Raw genomic sequence first — 17,315 nt, forward strand, 5'->3', positions numbered from 1 at the left:
GAAAGGCGGCCCCGGTGCGATCCCTTCGAATATCCCTTGTCGTTCTCGTCATCGCGGCGGGCGTATCCGGCTGTTCTTCCCCGAGTGAGACGCCAGCGAACACCGGCTGGGTTGACGCCTTCGTGGCGGACGCGCAGCGGGGCGGCTCGGCCGATACTTCGGTGCTGACCTCGGCTCAGTTCAGTGAGCTGGAGTCGGAACTGCCCAGCCTGGCCTGCTGCATCAAGTCGGTGGCCGAGCAGCTCGACGCGATCAATCCGGCCTGGGGTGTCACCCCGTCGGCGATCGAGCAGTTCCTCGACGACTGGTGCCACGTCGGCGTCAGCCATTCGGTCGGGCGCATGTTCGCCACCATTCCCGGCGCCGATCTGCGCGCCCTGCCCGCCCTCAATCAAACGCTCAGCCTTATTCAGCGCACCTGCGACTCATGCAGGCCACCTTCAGCGCCATCTGCGGCGTGATGAACGAGGGCCTCACCGGCTGGATCGCCAAACGCGTCCGCGCGGCCAGAGCCAACTTCTTCGTCACCATCGCCATGGAAGCGGCCTTCACCTTCTGCCCCGACGCCATGGACCGTGTTCTGCCGCGGTGACGCCTCACCGCGGTTCGTTGTCACACCACGGAAAGGCACCATCATGACCGATGTTCAGACCACTGCCGTCGACCCGTTCGAGGCTGATTTCCGGCAGTGGAGCAGTGATCTGGTGGCGGCTCAGGCCGGCGCCGCGGCGGTACGGCCGCCCGGTGACGGCGCCGCCGCCCGGGCCGACCAGCTGACCTCCCTGTTCGCCTATCGGAACTATCGGGCCGGCGTCGACTGGAACACGTGCGGCCAGGCCGCGATCGCCACGATCGCCGACTTCCACGGCCGCGACCCCTACCAGCTGCCCCGCCAGGGCAACGGTCACTGGGACGACGGCCAGGCCATCGACGCGGTGATCGCCGGCGGCTTCGGTCCGGACGTGGTGTTCGGGCTGGGCAGCAGCGGCGGCCGCATCCGGGACGCGTTGCAGAGCTACGGGCTGACCGCCTCGGTCGGCTACTCCGGTTTCGCCTCGGCAGGCTGGCAGGACCAGTGGGCCACGCTCAAGGCGTACGTCTCGTATCGCCTGCCCGTGCCCGTGCTGGTCGACGTCGGCGCCCTCGGCGGCTCCTGGTGGACCGCGCACTGGCCGGTGGTCTACCGCATCGCCGACGGTCAGGTGTACATGGCCGCGGCGGCCGGGTCGGCGGTGGTCGACGAGGCCACGTTCCTGAGGGCCTGGCACTGCTGGTTCCTGCCGTACGGCTTCAACCACTGCGCCGTCTACGCCTACTGACCGGGGTTCAGCTCGCCCGGCGGTAACGCTGGGCGAGCTGGGTGCGGTTGCGCACGCCGAGCTTGCGGTAGATGTTGCCGAGGTGGAACTCGACCGTCTTGCTGCTGAGGAACAGTGCGGCCGCCACCTCCCGGTTCGTCTGGCCGGTGGCCACGGCCCGGGCCACATGCGACTCCTGCGGGGTGAGGCCGTGCCCGGCGTCGCGGCCGGGTTCGGCGGCGGTGGCGGAGAGCTCGGCCTCGGCCCGGGCCGACCAGGGCGCGGCGGCCAGGCCGCCGAAGATGTCGAGGGCGGCCAGGAGCTGGGCCCGGGCCCGGACCCGCAGGCCGGAGCGACGGAGGCGTTCGCCGTACGCGAGGCGGGTGCGGCCCAGCTCGAACGGGCACCGGATCCCGGCGTGGTGACGAAGCGCGGCCTCGAACCATTCGGCGTACCGGTCCTCGCCGACGACCAGGGCCACGCTCCGGGCCGCCACCGCGGCCGGCAGGGGATCCGTGGCGGCGCGGGCCCGGCGCATCAACTCCGCGATCTTTTCCTCGGAGGGACGCCACCCGGTACGCACGTGGGCCTCCAGCACGTCGGCGTCCGAAAGGGCGGTGCCACTCCGGATCGCCTCCACCGTGGCCAGCACGTGCCGGGCGCGCTGACCGGCCACGTCGTCCTGGACCAGGCCGGAGAGGAGCAGCCCTTCGCCGCCGAGCCGGAGGGCGGCGTCGAGGCGACCCTCCTGGAGCTCCACGAAGGCCGCGACGGCCAGCGCCGCCGGAAGGTGGCGCACCGAACCCCGCGCGCGGAGCTCGCTCAGCGAACATGAAACTGCCACCCGGGCGATCCCGGTGTGGCCGGCCGCCGCGTAGGCGTAGGAGGCGTGCAGCCGGGGATCGGTGTCGTCCTCGTCCAGCTCTTTGTCGTCCGCACGCGCGAGCAGCTCGCGGGCCAGGGGCTCGTCGCCGGACAGGTGGGCGTCGACGGCGGCCCGGCGCAGCCGGCGGGCCCGCAGCCGGTCGTCGGCCGTGAGGTCGGCCGCCAGCACCAGGGCGCGGGCGGCGGCCCGGTGGCCGGCGCCGTCCCGGGCCGTGGCCGCGATCGTCTCCAGCGCGCTCATCAGTCGGTCGGGCGGCTGCCCGCCCCTTTCCTCGGTCCGCATCCCGGGCCTCCGTCGAGTCTCCGATGCCCGGGCGGGCGTGGGTTCGCAGGCCGCCCGGGCAAGGACTGACCTCGACGCTCCGGCACCCGGCGGTTTGCCACATCAGGCAGTTGCCGTATATCGCCGTACCGGCTGCCTTAGGCCTTTCACCTGGGGATTTCCCCGGTGCGGGCCGGGACGCGGCCGGGTGACAGTGTTCCTGCCCGGCCCGCCGAGGGTCAGGATGACTCAGGAGTCCTAGGAGGAGGAGATGGCAGGAAAGCTGTTCGCGCTACTGGTCGGCATCGACCACTACCTGTCGAACGAAGCGCCCACCCTGTCGGGCTGCGTCAACGACATCGACCGGCTGGCCGCGGTTCTGCAGTCGAGCGGGGCGCCGCCGGGCGGCACCGAGCTGGTGCTGCGGACGCTGCGCGACGCCGAGGCGACCCGGGCCGAGATCATCGCCGCCTTCCGCGCCCATCTCGGGCAGGCCGGCCCGGACGACATCGCCTTGTTCTCCTTCTCCGGCCACGGCTCGCAGGGCGTGGCCCCACCCGAGTTCGCGCGGATCGAGCAGGATCTGCTCCTGGAGACCCTGGTCTGTCACGACAGCCGGACCCCGGGTGTCCGCGATCTGGCCGACAAGGAGCTGGCCAAGCTCATCCACGAGGTGTCCCAGTCGGGGGCCTCGGTCGTGGTCATCCTCGACGCCTGCCACGCGGCCAACGGCACGCGGGAGCCCGGCCCGGGCGTACGCCGGGCCCCGGTCGACGAGAGTCCCCGCCCGCTCGACTCGTTCATCGTCGACCCGGACGAGCTTGTGAAGCTGGGCGCGGCCGGCCCGTCCGGCTGGACGCCGGGACGCCACCTGCTGCTCGCGGCCTGCCGAGCCGACGAGGAGGCCAAGGAGATCTGGGTCAACGCCCGCAAGTGCGGCGTCTTCTCGTACTACCTGGCCAAGACGCTGTCCGAGGCGGCGCGCGATCTCACCTACCGGGAGGTCTTCACCCGTACGGCCGCCCTGGTCCGCACCCGGGTCCGCGATCAGAACCCGCAACTCGAGGCGGTCCGGGTGGCCGACTTCGACCAGATCTTCCTGGGCGGCGCCGGCAACCGCTCGCCGCATTTCTCGGTCACCTGGAACGACGACTTCGGCTGGGTGGTGGACGCGGGCGCGGTGCACGGCATCCCGGCTCCGGACGGCGCCGAGACGACCGCCTTCGCGCTCTTCCCGCCGGGCACACCGGAGGACGAGTTGCACGACCTCGCGGGGGCGAGCGGACGGGCAGTCGTGCGCCGTGTCCAGCCCGGTTTCAGCGCGGTCGATCTGAAGCCCACCCAACCCGACCGCACCCAGACCTGGACGGCCGTGGTGACGACGTCACCGCTGGTCCGAATGCCGGTCGTGCTCGACGGCGACGCCGCGCTGCTGCAAGCCGCGCGCGATCTCCTGACGCCGTCGCTGTTCGTGCGGGAGGCGGCGGACGGCGAGGCCGAGTACGGGCTGACCGCCACCGGCGGCGGCTACGAGATCCGGCGCCTGCCCGACGGGCAACCGGTCGCGCCCCGCCTGACCGGCGCCGACGCCGCGGTCGGCTCGCTCGAGCACATCGCGCGCTGGCGCCGGGTGGCCGACCTCGGCAACCGCAGCGCCCTGGCCACCACCAACGTGAAGCTCCGCATCCACGCGTGGAACGACGAGATCGCGGCGCTCGGCGGCGACCCGCCCGAGCTGCCGGTCGACGGGGAGCTCCGGCTGGCCTACGAGTTCCGGCAGGGCGCGTGGCGGCCGCCGCGCATCAAGATCTCCCTGGAGAACACCGGAAGTCAGGCGCTCTATTGCAGCGTGCTGGTCATGCCGGAGACGTACTCCATCGTGTCCGGTCTCTACCCGTCCGGACGGGTGCGCCTGGCACCGGGCGAGCGCGCGTGGGCCAACGACGACCTGCCACTTCGGGTCAGCGTGCCCGACGAGTTCGCCCGGCTCGGCGTGGTGACCCTCGACCACATCGTGAAGCTGGTGGTGAGCACCGGCGACGCCGACATGACCGTGCTCGACCAGTCCGACCTGAGCCAGTTGGAGCGGCCGGTGCTCAACCGGGCGCTCGACCCGCCGCTGAGCACGCTCGACCGGCTCCTGCGCCGGGTCCAGCTGCGCCACTTCGAGCCCGAGGCGAGGGAGCCGATCGCGGACTGGGCGGCCGGCGAGATCAAGGTGACCGTGGTCCGGCCGCGTGAGGCGGTGCCGGTGCCGGCGGCCGGCGGCGAGGCCGAGCTGGCCCCGGCGGTGGTCCTCATCGGACATAACGCCCTCGCGGGGGCGAGCGCCCGGCTCACCACCGAGGATCTGGCCACCCGGGAGGTGCGCGGTCCGGCGCTGCCGCCGCTGCTGCGCGACAGTCCGGCCGCCCATCTGGTCGAGTTCCTCGTCACCGGCAGCGGCATGGCCGGCCCGAGCGTGCTCGAGCTCGCCGTTCCCCCGGGCTTCGACCATCGCGGCGTCACCGCCGACGAGCCGCTCGTGCTGCGGGCCGGGATTCCGCTGGCCGAGGGCGAGGAGCTGCTGCCGATCGGCCGGTTGCTTCCGCTCGGCGACGCCCGCCCGGTGGACGGCGGCGCCGAGGTGCGGCTCGTCCGGCTGCCCGCGGCGGGGCCGGACGGCGTGATCCGGGTCTACTTCCGGCGATTGACCGGAACCCCGGCGCCTCCGGGCGGCCTCGCGGTCGCCGAGCGCGGGCCGGACGGCGTGGTGACGTACGAGCGGGAACCCGGACTGATCCGGCAGAGGGTCGGCGCGGCTTCGTCGATACGCCTCTTCGTACCCGGGCTTGTCGGCGACTCCCGCGATCTGCCCGGTGCGGAGGCGGGCGAGCTGCTGCTGACCTTCGACCATTCGTGCCCCGACGTCGAGGTGCAGACGTGCGCGACGGCCCTGGCCGCCGCGCTGGCCGACGCCGGGCTCGAACCCGGTCACGGCCGCCCGCTGCACGTGGTCGCCCACTCGGTCGGCGGCCTGATCGCCCGCTGGTTCATCGAGAAGGCCGGCGGCGCCCAGGTGGTGACCAGCCTGACCATGCTCGGCACCCCGAACGCCGGCGTCTCCTGGCCGCGGTTGCCGGAATGGGCCACCCTGGCCCTGGCCCTCGGCCTCAACCGGCTCACCACGATGACCTGGCCGCCGGAAGCGCTGTCGGCCCTGCTGGCGCTGGGCCGCCGCGAGGATCCCAAGGCGGGCCACCAGTTGCGGCCCGACTCGGAGCTGCTGCGGGAGCTGGCCGCGAGCCCCGACCCGGGCGTTCCCTACCTCGCCGTGGCCGGCACCGCGTCCACCCTGGCCGGCGCCGTCGACAAGCAGGACGACGGCAGCACCACAGTGGGCCGGTTGCTCGACCGCCTGCGCCTGCCCGGTGTCAGCGACATCGCCGCCCTCGCGTTCCTGCGCGCCCCCAACGACCTGCTGGTCAGCGAGGACAGCGCCACCCGGCTGCCGGACGGACGCCAGCCGGTGCCGGTGGCGCTGCGGGCGGACTGCGACCATCTGACCTATCCCGGGCTCACCTATCCCGGGATGGCGCCCCCGCCCTGAGGCGGCTCCTGCGGGGTGTCCATGTGCACGCTGCGGCCATCCTCGACGATGAGGATGGTCGTGACGGCCTCGGGCCGGATGATGTACTGCCCGATCACCTTGTCCTCCTTGTTGAGGACCGGCAGCACGATGTACGTGGTGCCGAGTTCGGCGGCGCTGTTGAGCCGGTGGATCAGATCGTCGGGATCGACGGCGACCTTCACCGGCTCGTCGCACCCGTTGACGCGAATCACGGCCATGAGATCTTCCTCCTGATCGATTGACGGGAACCGGTAAACACATTCGCAGAACAACGCCGTTCGGCACATCGGGAGAATTCCCGAGTGCGGACGCGTGAACGCCTTAGATCACCGGAAAGCGATATGCTCGCCTCCGGCAAAGGCGCTGCTAATGGGAGGTCCCATGACCTCACGTGACGATCTCGTGGGCCGCCGGGCCGAGTCGGCCCGGCTCGTCGACGCCCTGGCCGCCGCGGCCGGCGGCCGTCCGTCCACGGTGCTGCTGAGCGGCGAGGCCGGTGTCGGCAAGACGGCCCTCCTGCGTGCCTTCGCCGACGGCGCCGAGGCCTCCGGCGCCCGGGTCCTGACCGGCGCCTGCGTCGATCTCTCGTCGGGCGATCTGCCGTACGTCCCGGTGGTCGAGGCCCTGCGATCGCTGGTCCGCGACGCCGGTGAGCAGGATGTTCGCCGGCTGGCCGGCCCCGGCTGGTCCTCGCTGGCCCGGATGGCGCCCTTCCTGGGCGAGCCGGAGGAGGGCACTGCCGGCGGGGCCGACGCGCGGGTGCACATGTTCGAGGCGATCCTGGAGCTGCTGCGCCGGCTCGGCCAGGAGCGGCCGGTGGTCCTGATCTGCGAGGACCTGCACTGGGCCGACCGCTCGACGCTCGACCTGCTCGCCTTCCTGGTCCGCATGATCACCGACGAACGGCTCCTGCTGCTGATCACCTATCGCAGCAATGATCTCGAACCGCGTCATCCCCTGCGCCCGTTGATCGTGGAATTCGAGCGGTCCCGCCGAGTGGATCACCTACGTCTCCGGCCTTTCGATCACGACGAGTCCGTGCAATTCGTGATCGGCCGAAGTGTCGGATCACTGACTCCCGTACAGCTGGAACGCACCATTTCCCTCGCCGAAGGAAACGCGTTCTTCCTGGAGGAAATGGTGGTTTCCGGCGCCGCCGCCACCGAGCCCGGCGACCGGCTGCCGGCCTCGCTCAGCGACATGGTGCTGACCCGGGTCGAACCGCTGAGCGCCGAGGCGCAGGAGGTGCTGCGGGCGGCCGCGGCCGCCGGGCGCTACGTCGGCCACCGGCTGCTGGCCACCGCCTGCGACCTGCCCGAGCGCTCGCTGCTGACCGCGCTGCGCGAGTGCACCACCCGGCAGCTGCTGACCGAGGGGCCGCAGCCGTACTCGTACGCGTTCCGGCACGCCCTCGTGCGCGAGGCCGTCTACGGCGATCTGCTGCCCGGCGAGCGGATGCGCCTGCACGCCGCGATCGCCACCGCGCTCAGCGGCGAGCAGGCGGCGGCCGGCGAGCTGGCCCACCACTGGTTCCAGGCCGGCGACCGCGAGCGGGCCTTCACCACGTCGCTGCGGGCCGCGGCCGAGGCGGCCACCGCCTGCGCCTTCGCCGAGAGCGACCGGCTCTACGAGCGCGCCCTCCAGCTGTGGGGCGAGGTCGGCGACCCCGAGGCGCTGGGCGGCGCGGCGCACGCCGAGGTGCTGCGCCGGGCGGCCGACGCGGCGCGCTGGGCCGGCGACCTGGCCCGCGCGCTGTCCCGGGCCGGGGCGGCGCTCGACGAGGAGGCCGACCCGGCCGGCCGCGCCGCCCTGCTCGAGCGGCTGGGCCGCTACCGCTGGGAGACCGGCGACAGCGAGGGCACGCTGCGGGCCTACGCCGAGGCCGACGCCCTGCTCGCGGACGGGCCGCCGTCGCCGCTGCGGGCCCGCGTCCACGCCGACCTGGCCACCACCCACCTGCGCAACGGGCGGTACGCGCTGGGCCGGCGGCTGGGCGCCGAGGCCGTCGCGATGGCGCGGGCGGTGGATGCCGTGGCCGAGGAGGGGCAGGCCCTCAACCCGCTGGGCATCGGCTTGACCATGACCGGCGACCCGGACGGCGGGGTGGCGGCCATCCGGCGGGCGGTCGAGATCGCGCGGGCCGGCGGGCACCTCGACGACCTGCACCGGGCGTACGTCAATCTGACCTTCGTGCTGGCCAACGTGGGCCGCCGGGCCGACGCGCTCGAGGTGGCCCAGCACGGCATAGTCCACGTGCGCCGCCTCGGTCTGGAGTGGACGGCGGGCGGGGTGCTGGTCTCGAACGCGGCGACGTTGCAGGCCGAGCTGGGCCGGTGGGACGAGGCCGAGCGGACGGCCGTCGAGGCGCTCGACCACGACCTGCCGACCCGCTCGACGCTCTATCTGCGCCTGCTGCTGGCCGGTCTGGAGATCGCCCGGGGCCGGTTCGACCGCGCCGAGCATCTCATCGGCTCGGCGCAGGAAACCATGCGGCGCCTCGACGAGTCGGAGTACAGCACCGACATCCACACCTGCCTGGCCGAGATCGCGATCTGGCGGCGGGACCATCACGGGGCCCGGCGCGCGGTCGCCGACGGCCTGCGCGCGGTTCAGGACTCCGAGGATCAACTTCAGCAATTGCGGTTGTACGGGCTGGGGCTGCGGGCCGAGGCGGACGAGGCGCAACGGCTGGCCGCGCTCGGCCGGGACGTCTCGGCGGTGCGGGAGGCGGCCGGCGACCTGGCCGCCCGGGCGGCGAAGCTGGCGCCGGACGGCGGCGCCGGGCCGCTGCTGCCCGACGTGCCGCTGCTGGCCCGGCTCTGCCAGGCCGAGCGGCTGCGGGCCGAGGGCGCCGACGACCCCGGCGAGTGGGCCTGGATCGCCGAGGGCTGGGAAGGCCTCGACCGTCCCTACCCGGCCGCCTACGGCCATTGGCGCCGGGCCGACGCGCTGCTGGCCACCGCCGTTCCCGACCGGGCGGCGGCCGCCGGGGCGCTGCGGGCCGGCCACCGCATCGCCTCCGGGCTCGGCGCCTTCTGCCTGCTGCGCGAGCTCGACGCCCTGGCCCAACGGGCCCGGATCGATCCGGGCGGGCCGGACGACGGCCCGGCCGCGGGCGGGTCCGAGCCGATCCCGTTCCGCCTCACCCGGCGCGAGCTCCAGGTGTTGCAAGAGCTCGGCAAGGGCTCGAGCAACCGGCAGATCGCCCGGCAGCTGTTCATCGCCGAGAAGACGGCGAGCGTGCACGTGTCCAACATCCTGACCAAGCTCGGCGTGGCCAGCCGGGGCGAGGCCGCGGCGATGGCCTACCGCGCCGGGCTCGTCCCCCGCGACGGCTGACGCTCTTCGTTCGTCCCCCGCGACGACTGACGCTCCCTGGAGGCTGCGATGCTGCTGCGATTGGCTCTGCGCGAGGACTGGCGCGACCTGACGCCCTTCGAGGCCTCGGACGACCTGCTCGTGCTGGCCGCCGCCGCGATCAGCGCCGGCGAGCCGAAGCGGGCGCTCGCGCTGCTCGAGGCGGCCGAGCCCGGTCCGGTCGCCGGCGCGCTGTGGCATCTGGCCCGCGTGCAGGACCTGAACTGGTTCCCGGGCGGCGCCGGCGCGGCCGGCCTCGGCGACGTGGACTTCTCCCACCTGGTCGTGCCGGCCGAGGCGGCCGAGGCCACGCCGGCCAGCGACCTCGCCGCGTACGTGCTCGTGCACGTGGCGGCCGAGCTGCCGAGCCGCCGCAGCATCGCCCGGGACGGCCTCGCCCCGCAGATGGAGGCCGAGGCCATCGACGTGCTCATGCGGGTGCAGGAGACCGGCGAGCCGGAGGCGATCGCCCCGGCCGCCTACGTCCTGGCCAGCCTCCAGGGCCAGCCCGGCGGCGCGCTCGACCTGGCCCGCACGGCCTATCAGATCGCCGGCGACCAGGCCGGCGAGGCCGCCTGTGTGCTGGCCGAGGGCGACTGGCGGGCACACCCGTCCCGCCATCCGGAGCTGCTCGACGAAGACCTGGAGCCGCGCACCGCCGGCCAGTCAACGGCCCTGCTCGACCCGGCGGGGGCCGAGGAGCGCTACGCCGCCGCCGAGCAGCTCTACGCCGCGGCCGGCTCCGGCCGGGGCGCGGCCGCGGTCGCGCTGCGCCGGGCCCGGATCGCCCTGGCCGAGGGCGACGCGGGCCGGGCCGTGTCCCTTCTGGACTCGGCCGGCGAGCTGGCCGAGGCGGCCGGCGACGGTGCGCTGCGCGCGCTCGTCCTGGTCCAGCACGCGCTGGCCACCATCAGCGACGGCGGCCAGGTCGACGCCGACCGCGTCGCGGGCCGGGTCGCCGACTGGGCGGCGACAGTGGGCAGCTCGTCGTTCGCCCGCGGCCTGTGCCGGCTGGCCTACACCAAGGCCGGGCGCTGGCGTGCCGAGGACGTGGTGCGGGGCCAGCGTGCCCTGGCCGTCGCCGAGGCCATCGGCGGGCGCATCGGAGCCACGGCCGAGTCGGCCGCGTTCGACCGCGAGCGCGGCGAGCTCTACGTCGGCGCCAACTACCGTCCGGCCGCCCTGGTCTGGACGATGATGGCGGTCGCCGAGGCCCGGGCCGCGGCGACCGGCGAGCTCACCGTGCTCGACTGGGCCCGCCTGGCCGAGCGCCTGCTGCGCGCCAACCGCGACGCCAACGCGGCCGGCGACCCCGGTGTCCTGACCGAGGTCCGCGAACAGCTGGAGTGGCTCCTCACCCGCACGCCGGCCGTGCTTCCGGAGCCGGCCGACGGGGTGCTCGCGCCGGTGCGCGACACCATCACCGAGGCGGCCGTGCTGGTGCCGCTCTATCAGGGCGTGATCGCCCGGCTCGGCGGCGACCTGCCCGAGGCGGCCGGCCACTTCGCCGCGGCGCTGGCCGAGGCGCAACGGCTCGGCAACCCGCTGTTGCAGGCCGTGGTGCTGGGGACCATGCACCGCCGGGACGAGGCCGCGGCCGTCATCGAGCCCTTCCTCGACAGCTTCACGCCCGACATCGCGGCCAACTTCCTGATCCGGCTGCACCGCTACGAGCAGGCCCTCGAGATCATCGAGCGGACCCCGCCCGAGGAGCTGGCGTCGCCGGAACGGCCGTGGGAGCCGGCCGCCCGGCACGCCGAGGCGCTGCTCGGCGTGGGCCGGGCCGCGCCGGCGGCCGAGCTCGCCACCGCCGCCATCGCCCGGTTCGAGGAGCACCTCGGTCTGCTGGCGCGGGACGTCCTGCGGGTCATGGCGACCGACGACAACACGGTGGCGGGTCTGTACGCCACCGGGGTGCGGGCGCACGCCGCCGCGGGCCGTACGGCCGAGAGTTTCCGGCTCGCCGACCGCTGCCGAGGGGCCTCGCTGCTCGACCTGCTCACCCCGAGCGCCACGGCCGGCGAGGAGGTCGCCGCGGCGGTCCGGGAATGGCATCGGGCCGGTGCTTCCTTCGGCCGTACGGTCGAACGCCTGGCCCGGTCCCGCAAGGACGGCGAGCCGGCGGTGACCCGGAACGACATGGTGGCGGCCGAACGGGAGCTCGACCGGGCCGAGGTCCGCATGATCACCGTGGCTCCCGAGCTGCGGCATCGCCACGTGCTGCCCGAGACGCCGTCACTGCCGGAGATCCAGGCCCGGCTCCGCCCCGGCACGCTGCTCATCGAGTGCCACGCCTTCGACGACGTGCTGACCTGCTGGGCCGTCACGGCCGACACGGCCCGCGTCGTCCAGCGGGACGCGCCGACCCCGGAGCTGACCGCGGCCGTCCGCCGGTTCCACCGGGCCGTCGAGGACAGGACCACTCCCCCGGGTCTGCGCGACGACCTCGGGCGGCCGCTGGCCGAGTTGCTGCTCGGCCCGTTCGCGGCCGAGCTCGCCGGCAACGGCCGGGTGGTCGTGGTCCCGTACGGCGGCCTCTCGGTCCTGCCCGTGCATGTCCTGCCCTTCGGCGGCGACCTGCTGACCACCGGGCACGACGTGTCCTACCTGCCCTCCTCGTCCCTGCTGGCGTCCCCGGCGCCGAGCGCGGGAGCCGGCTCGCTGATCGTGGGCAACCCGGCCTACGCCCCCGACCGCGACCTGATGCGGCTGCCCGGCGCCGAGGTCGAGGCGGTGACCATCGCCCGCCTCCGCGGCCAGGAGGTGCTGCGCGGCGAGGAGGCGACCGGCAAGGCCGTGCTCGACCGCATGGTCACCGCCCGCGTGGTGCACCTGGCCACACACGGCTCCCTGGCCGAGGGCGCGCCGTACAGTGCCGAGCTCGCCCTGGCCGGCGCCGACAGCCTCACGGTGCCCGACCTGATGGGCCTGGGCACCACCATCGACCTGGCCGTGCTGAGCGCCTGCGACAGCGGCCGGGGCCGAGTCGGTTCGGCCGGCGACGTGGTCGGCCTGACCAGGGCCTTCCTGGGCGCTGGCGTACGCGAACTGATCGTCTCCCTGTGGCCGGTACACGACCGGATCGCCTGCCTGACCATGGTCGCCCTGCACCGTCACCTGCTGGCCGGTGAGCCGACCGCCGTCGCGCTGGCCCGGGCCCAGCGCGAGACCAGGGCGATGACCGAGCCCGAGGCGAACGACCTTTACCACAGCCTGGAGACCGAGGCCGGCCGCGACGACGGCCCGGCGTCCCTGCGCACCCGCCACATCGGCCCCGACACCGACGACCCTCAGGTCCCCGGCATCGACCATCCGTTCTTCTGGGCCCCGTTCATCCACGTCGGATCTTGATTGCCGGGCCCGGTGGGCGGGTATGTACCGGGCTCGCGATTCGAGGAGGCATCACGATGGCGAAACTCGCCCAGCGCGTCCGTTCGTTCCTGCAGAGCCCGCAGGGCCGGCGGTTGGTCGACCAGGGACGCCGGCAGTTGGCCAAGCCCGAGAATCAGCGCCGGCTGCGCGGGCTGTTCGATCGGCTGCAGAGTCGACGTCGCTACTGACGTGGGCCGCGTAAAGCTTCCGGCGCCTCATGGGTACAGAGTGAGGTCGGCGGATCCGGCTATGACGGTCAATTGCTCCACGGACGGCAGGACGGCCGGGCGGCCGATCACGACGACGCTGACGCGGGTGTCGTCGGGGCGGTAGAGGGTCACGCTGCGCTGGTAGGTCCCCTCGGACACGGGGTTGAGATCGGACATGGCTGTCCGTTCGCCGTCCAGGTCCGTACGCGTGCACTCCGGCCCGTCAGAGCCGAGGCAGCGTGGTGTCGCGTCGGACGGTTCCGCGGCGCGTACGAGAATCACCGTGGAGACCTGCTTCTCACCCGCGCCCTGCCAGGCCGTCGCCTGGTAGACCGCGGCCTGCCGGTTCCAGAAGAACTCCACGCGGTCACAACCCGATCCGGGCTCGGGGTGAGCGCCGTCCGGGAGCAGCGGCGTCAGCGCGGCGGTCAGGCGCCGGGCCGCGACGTCGTGGGCCTCCGGCAGGGGCCGCACCGGCCGGGCCGTGCGGGCGGCTCCGCCGATTCCGTTCGTGGGATGAAGGCACGATGTCGGGGCCGGAGCAGGTGGTGTGGCCGTGGCCGGAGCGGGTCGCTGCGGCGACCGCACCACCCACGCCACGCCGGCCATCACGGTGACGACGGCCAGCATGCTGCCGACAGCGGCGGCCCGCCGGGTCTTGCGGCGGCGTTCGCCCCGGATCATCCGGTCGAGATCGATGCTCGAGGGTGGCGGGTTGTCAGTCGCGCCGCGCAGCATGGCCGACAGGTCATCCATGGCTGGTCATCCCTTCGCTGGAGGCGCCCAAGGTCTCGCGGAGGGTCAGCAACGCGCGTGCGGTCTGGCTCTTCACGGTGCCGGGCGTGCAGTCGAGCTCGATGGCGGTCTGCTCGACCGACAGGTCGCAGAAATACCGCAGCACCACCACCGCCCGGCGGCGCGGCGGCAGCTGGGCCAGAGCCGCGACGATCGCCGCGCGTTCGACGGCCGGGCCCTCCGTGTCGGCCCGGGGTTGCTCCGGCAGCTGGTCCCAGGAGACCTCGCGCCGCCACGGCCGGCGCCGTTCGTCGAGCAGGCAGCGCAGCAACACCCGGCGCATGTAGCTGTCCGGGTCGTCCATCGCCGAGACCCGCCGCCAATGTCAGATGGTCGGGACGGTCGCCTACATGGCGCCGGAGAGGTTCGAGGCTCACGAACCGGCCGTGGGGCCGGCCGCGGACATCTTCGCCTGGGGCGTGCTGATCACGTACGCCGGAACCGGAAGCACCCCGTTCGCCGCCGATTCCCCCGCCGCGACCGCCGCCCGCATCCTCACCCAGCCGCCCGCGCTGGGCCGCCTGCCGTCGCCGTTGCGCGAGATCGTGGCCCGTACGCTCGCGAAGGACCCGTCCGACCGGCCCACCGCGGCCCAGCTCCTCGACCTGCTGCTCGACACCGGCTCACACGGCGCGGCCGAGTTGACCGGCCACCCGGACCTGCGCCAAGCCGCCGAGAACGCCCAAGCCCGCGACCCTCGCCCCCGCGACCCCCAAGCCCGCAACCCCCAAACCCGCGACCCCCAAGCGCGCGACGCCCAAGCTCGCGACGCCCAAGCTCGCGACGCCCAAGCTCGCGACGCCCGAGTCCAGGGCGCCCGCCGGGTCGGCCGACGCCGGGTTCTGGCCACTCTGGTCGCCGCGGTGGCGGCGCTCGGCGGCGCCGGCGCCTGGATCGCCGCCGATTCCCCCGAACGCGGCCCAGACGCCAGCGGCCCGGTGACCAGCTTGAAGCCGGCCGGGAGCGGGAAGCCGGCCCCGACCGTGCGGCAGGCGGAGGGGCGAGTGCTGATCAGTGACCGGCTGGACCGGCCCGGCCGCTGGGAGGCCGCCGAGGACGAGCTGGGCACGTGCTCGTTCGCGGGCGGCCGGATGGTGGTGACGGCCGGCGCCGGCGGCGCGAACTCCTGTCCCGGCCCCGAGGACAGGGTCGCCGGGGACCAGTCCGTCGCGGTCACCGCGACCCTGCTCGAACCGCGCAGCTGCGCCTGGATCGGCTTCCGCCGGCTCAGCGACGCCCTGGGCTACAACCTCTTCCTCTGCCCGGACCGGGTGACCCTCTCGGTGGACGCCGGCGACACCCGCAACACCGTGACCACCGTGCGCTCCGCGATCTTCACCGGCGGCGACCACCGGATCGAGCTGCGCCTCGAGAAGGGCGTGGCCACCTTCTCCGTGGACGGGGTACGCCTCGGCACCGGTCCGGTCGGCGACCGGCGCCTGCTGACCGGCCGGATAGAGCTGGGGCTGGAGATCGACGGCCGGGGCGAGCGCGGCAGCGTGGCCTTCCGCGATGTGGAGATCCGCAAGCTCTGACCGACTCCAGGGATTCTCCCGGCGCGGCGCCGGGCCGTGGTGGATGACCCTCACAAGACATTCCTCCACCGCTAAGGAGCAGCAATGTCTTTTCCCGAGGGATCTCTCATCATCGGCGACGGGCCCGAGGTCTACTACGTCCAGAACGGCACCCGGCGCTGGGTACCCGACCCGCTCACCCTTCAGGCCGTGGACCCGCGGAGCTGGGGCGCGGTGCAGCGGGTGCCGCAGGCCGACCTGCTGGCCGTGCCCGCCGGCGTGCCCCTACCGGCGTTGAACGACGGCAGCCTCTCCATCTGCCCGGGCGGGCCATCCTATTTCGCCCGAGGTGGGCAGTTCCATCTCGTGCCGGACGCCGAGACGCTGGCCTCGCTGCCCCGCGACCACGTCGCGTCCACCCTCACCGACGACTTCGTGCTGCTCAAGGCGGCCATCGGCGACCCGCTGCCGAGCGTCACCGACACCAGCGCCAGTGTCGCCGCCATCGACGCCTACATCCGGTCGCTGGCCCCGCTGCCGTACGAGCCCGACTCGGACACGCCCGGTCCCCTCGTCAAGCGGCCCGGCGTCACCGAGGTCGACGGCGTCGACGTGGAGGTCACCGAGCAGCGCGTACGGATGAGCCGGCAGGTCTCCGACTTCGTGGAGATCAGCCCGATCCCGGACGTCATGTACGCCGGGTCGGCCGTCGCCGGAGTCTCGGTGCCGGGCGGGGCGCTGGCCCCGATCGCGCTGACCCGGGCGCCGGGGCAGATCACCGTCACCACCGATCTGACCCTGCCCGCCGTGCGCTCGCAGTCGAAGCGGCTGGAGCGGCCGGACCTGCCGAGCTACGTCGACGCGCTCAACGAGCTCCTCGACGAGCTCAAGCCGACCGACAGCGCGGCCGCCATGTCGTACCGGCTGGAAAAGATCAACACGCTCGAGCAGGGCATGGTCAGCTTCGGCCTCAACCTCAAGGGCTCCGGCTGGAACGTCGACGCCAAGGCCTCGCTGAACGGCAACCTGACCCACAGCACCGTGTTCGGGATGTTCTCGCAGGCGTACTACCAGGTGGCGTTCACGCCCGAGGGCTCGCCGCCGCAGTTCTTCGCCGACGATGTCACCCTCGACGAGGTCAAGGCGTACGCCGGGCCGAACAACCCGCCGTGCTACCTGTCCTCGGTGACCTACGGCCGGATGGTGATCCTGCTGGTCGACGGCGAGGCGAGCAGCCTGGAGATCAAGGCGGCGCTGTCCGGTGCGTGGACGGCCGCCGTGAGCGGGGCGGCCAGCCTCTCCGCCGAGTACAAGAACACGCTGGCCCGCAGCTCGGTGACGGCGGTGGTGATCGGCGGATCGTCCGGTGCGGCCGGCGACATCATCGAGGACCCGGCCAACAACCTGCTCGGCTGGGTCAAGAAGCAGCTGACGATCACCGCCGATCTGCCGGTCACGCCGATCCAGTACACGGTGCGCTACATGGCCGCGCCGCACCACCTGGTGAAGGTCAGCCGCACCACCGACCCGGTGCGCATCGTCGACGCCAACGTCTACGGCGGGCGCGAGGCCGCCTGGTCGGGCGCGGTGGGCGAGGGGCCGGGCTGCGGTCCGGTCGGCACCGGCCTGCGGATGAACCGCGGCGACGACGTCACCGTGACGGCCACCGGCTCCATCTGGGCCGGCTGGGTCTTCATCGGCCGCAACGGCCCCGAGGGCCTCGACGGGCCGCCCAAGCCCTGGTATCCGCTACCCGACGGCGACGGGGTCCGCGGCTCGATGCTGATCGGCGGATTCGACAACACCAACTGGTTCCCGGTCGGCGGGGGCCGCCGCTTCACCGTTCCGGCCGAGCGCGAGGACGGCGAGCTCTGGTTCCGCCTCAACGACGACAACATGACCAACGGCAACGGCCGGTTCGACATCAACGTGAGCCTGCGCCGCCGCATGCCCGTCATCAACGCGGCAGGCTGAGGACGGCGAAACCTCAAGTTCTCCGGTGGGCTCCCGACC

13 protein-coding genes are annotated in these 17,315 nt (G+C 73.5%); 9 read left to right on the forward strand and 4 right to left on the reverse strand.

Annotation, left to right across the window (positions count from 1 at the left end; translation table 11 throughout):
• Positions 1-122 precede the first annotated feature (122 nt).
• From CRP55_RS15730 to CRP55_RS15735, 3 genes are read left to right on the forward strand one after another with little or no spacing between them, the layout of a single operon-like run.
• On the forward strand, positions 123-461 hold the full coding sequence (locus CRP55_RS15730) for a hypothetical protein (protein ID WP_097320644.1): 339 nt from the start codon (positions 123-125) through the stop codon (positions 459-461).
• A complete protein-coding gene (locus CRP55_RS53020) occupies positions 428-592 on the forward strand; it encodes a hypothetical protein (protein ID WP_179855185.1) in 165 nt (54 codons plus the stop codon). Before CRP55_RS15730 ends, CRP55_RS53020 begins: the two co-directional genes overlap by 34 nt.
• Before the next feature lie 43 nt (positions 593-635).
• On the forward strand, positions 636-1,319 hold the full coding sequence (locus CRP55_RS15735) for a cysteine peptidase family C39 domain-containing protein (RefSeq protein WP_143234633.1): 684 nt from the start codon (positions 636-638) through the stop codon (positions 1,317-1,319).
• Positions 1,320-1,326: 7 nt separating this feature from the next.
• On the opposite strand, the gene CRP55_RS15740 is transcribed toward CRP55_RS15735, so the two are convergent.
• The gene (locus CRP55_RS15740) at positions 1,327-2,466 is read right to left on the reverse strand and encodes a helix-turn-helix transcriptional regulator (protein ID WP_097320647.1); all 1,140 of its coding nucleotides are present in this window, start codon (positions 2,464-2,466) and stop codon (positions 1,327-1,329) included.
• 250 nt (positions 2,467-2,716) lie between these two features.
• Here CRP55_RS15740 and CRP55_RS15745 point away from each other — a divergent pair, with 250 nt between their 5' ends.
• A complete protein-coding gene (locus CRP55_RS15745) occupies positions 2,717-6,034 on the forward strand; it encodes a caspase family protein (RefSeq protein ID WP_097320649.1) in 3,318 nt (1,105 codons plus the stop codon).
• On the opposite strand, the gene CRP55_RS15750 is transcribed toward CRP55_RS15745, so the two are convergent.
• Positions 6,007-6,273 (reverse strand): hypothetical protein, encoded by a 267-nt coding sequence (locus CRP55_RS15750; protein ID WP_097320651.1) that lies wholly within the window; start codon positions 6,271-6,273, stop codon positions 6,007-6,009. The two genes, CRP55_RS15745 and CRP55_RS15750, sit on opposite strands and share 28 nt — an antisense overlap.
• Positions 6,274-6,436: 163 nt before the next feature.
• Between CRP55_RS15750 and CRP55_RS15755 the strand changes: the two genes are divergently transcribed.
• From CRP55_RS15755 to CRP55_RS53025, 3 genes are read left to right on the forward strand one after another with little or no spacing between them, the layout of a single operon-like run.
• Complete coding sequence (locus tag CRP55_RS15755) at positions 6,437-9,394, forward strand: helix-turn-helix transcriptional regulator (RefSeq protein WP_179855186.1); 2,958 nt, start codon at positions 6,437-6,439, stop codon at positions 9,392-9,394.
• Between the two features lie 48 nt (positions 9,395-9,442).
• Positions 9,443-12,763 (forward strand): CHAT domain-containing protein, encoded by a 3,321-nt coding sequence (locus tag CRP55_RS15760; RefSeq protein WP_097320653.1) that lies wholly within the window; start codon positions 9,443-9,445, stop codon positions 12,761-12,763.
• Positions 12,764-12,819: 56 nt separating this feature from the next.
• Positions 12,820-12,972 (forward strand): hypothetical protein, encoded by a 153-nt coding sequence (locus CRP55_RS53025; protein WP_179855187.1) that lies wholly within the window; start codon positions 12,820-12,822, stop codon positions 12,970-12,972.
• A gap of 27 nt (positions 12,973-12,999) precedes the next feature.
• Here the strand turns inward: CRP55_RS53025 and CRP55_RS15765 are convergent, their stop codons facing one another.
• Positions 13,000-13,749 carry a hypothetical protein gene (locus tag CRP55_RS15765; RefSeq protein WP_097320655.1) on the reverse strand — a complete coding sequence of 250 codons (750 nt, stop codon included), beginning with the start codon at positions 13,747-13,749 and terminating at the stop codon, positions 13,000-13,002.
• Positions 13,742-14,092 (reverse strand): sigma-70 family RNA polymerase sigma factor, encoded by a 351-nt coding sequence (locus tag CRP55_RS15770; protein ID WP_097320657.1) that lies wholly within the window; start codon positions 14,090-14,092, stop codon positions 13,742-13,744. Before CRP55_RS15770 ends, CRP55_RS15765 begins: the two co-directional genes overlap by 8 nt.
• A 46-nt stretch (positions 14,093-14,138) precedes the next feature.
• Between CRP55_RS15770 and CRP55_RS54565 the strand changes: the two genes are divergently transcribed.
• On the forward strand, positions 14,139-15,323 hold the full coding sequence (locus CRP55_RS54565; RefSeq protein ID WP_245923014.1) for a serine/threonine-protein kinase: 1,185 nt from the start codon (positions 14,139-14,141) through the stop codon (positions 15,321-15,323).
• Between the two features lie 84 nt (positions 15,324-15,407).
• Entirely contained in the window at positions 15,408-17,276 is a 1,869-nt protein-coding gene (locus tag CRP55_RS15780) for a thiol-activated cytolysin family protein (RefSeq protein ID WP_097320659.1), read from the forward strand.
• The last annotated feature ends 39 nt before the right edge of the window (positions 17,277-17,315 follow it).

This window comes from Paractinoplanes atraurantiacus, assembly GCF_900215205.1.
GTDB lineage: Bacteria > Actinomycetota > Actinomycetes > Mycobacteriales > Micromonosporaceae > Actinoplanes > Actinoplanes atraurantiacus.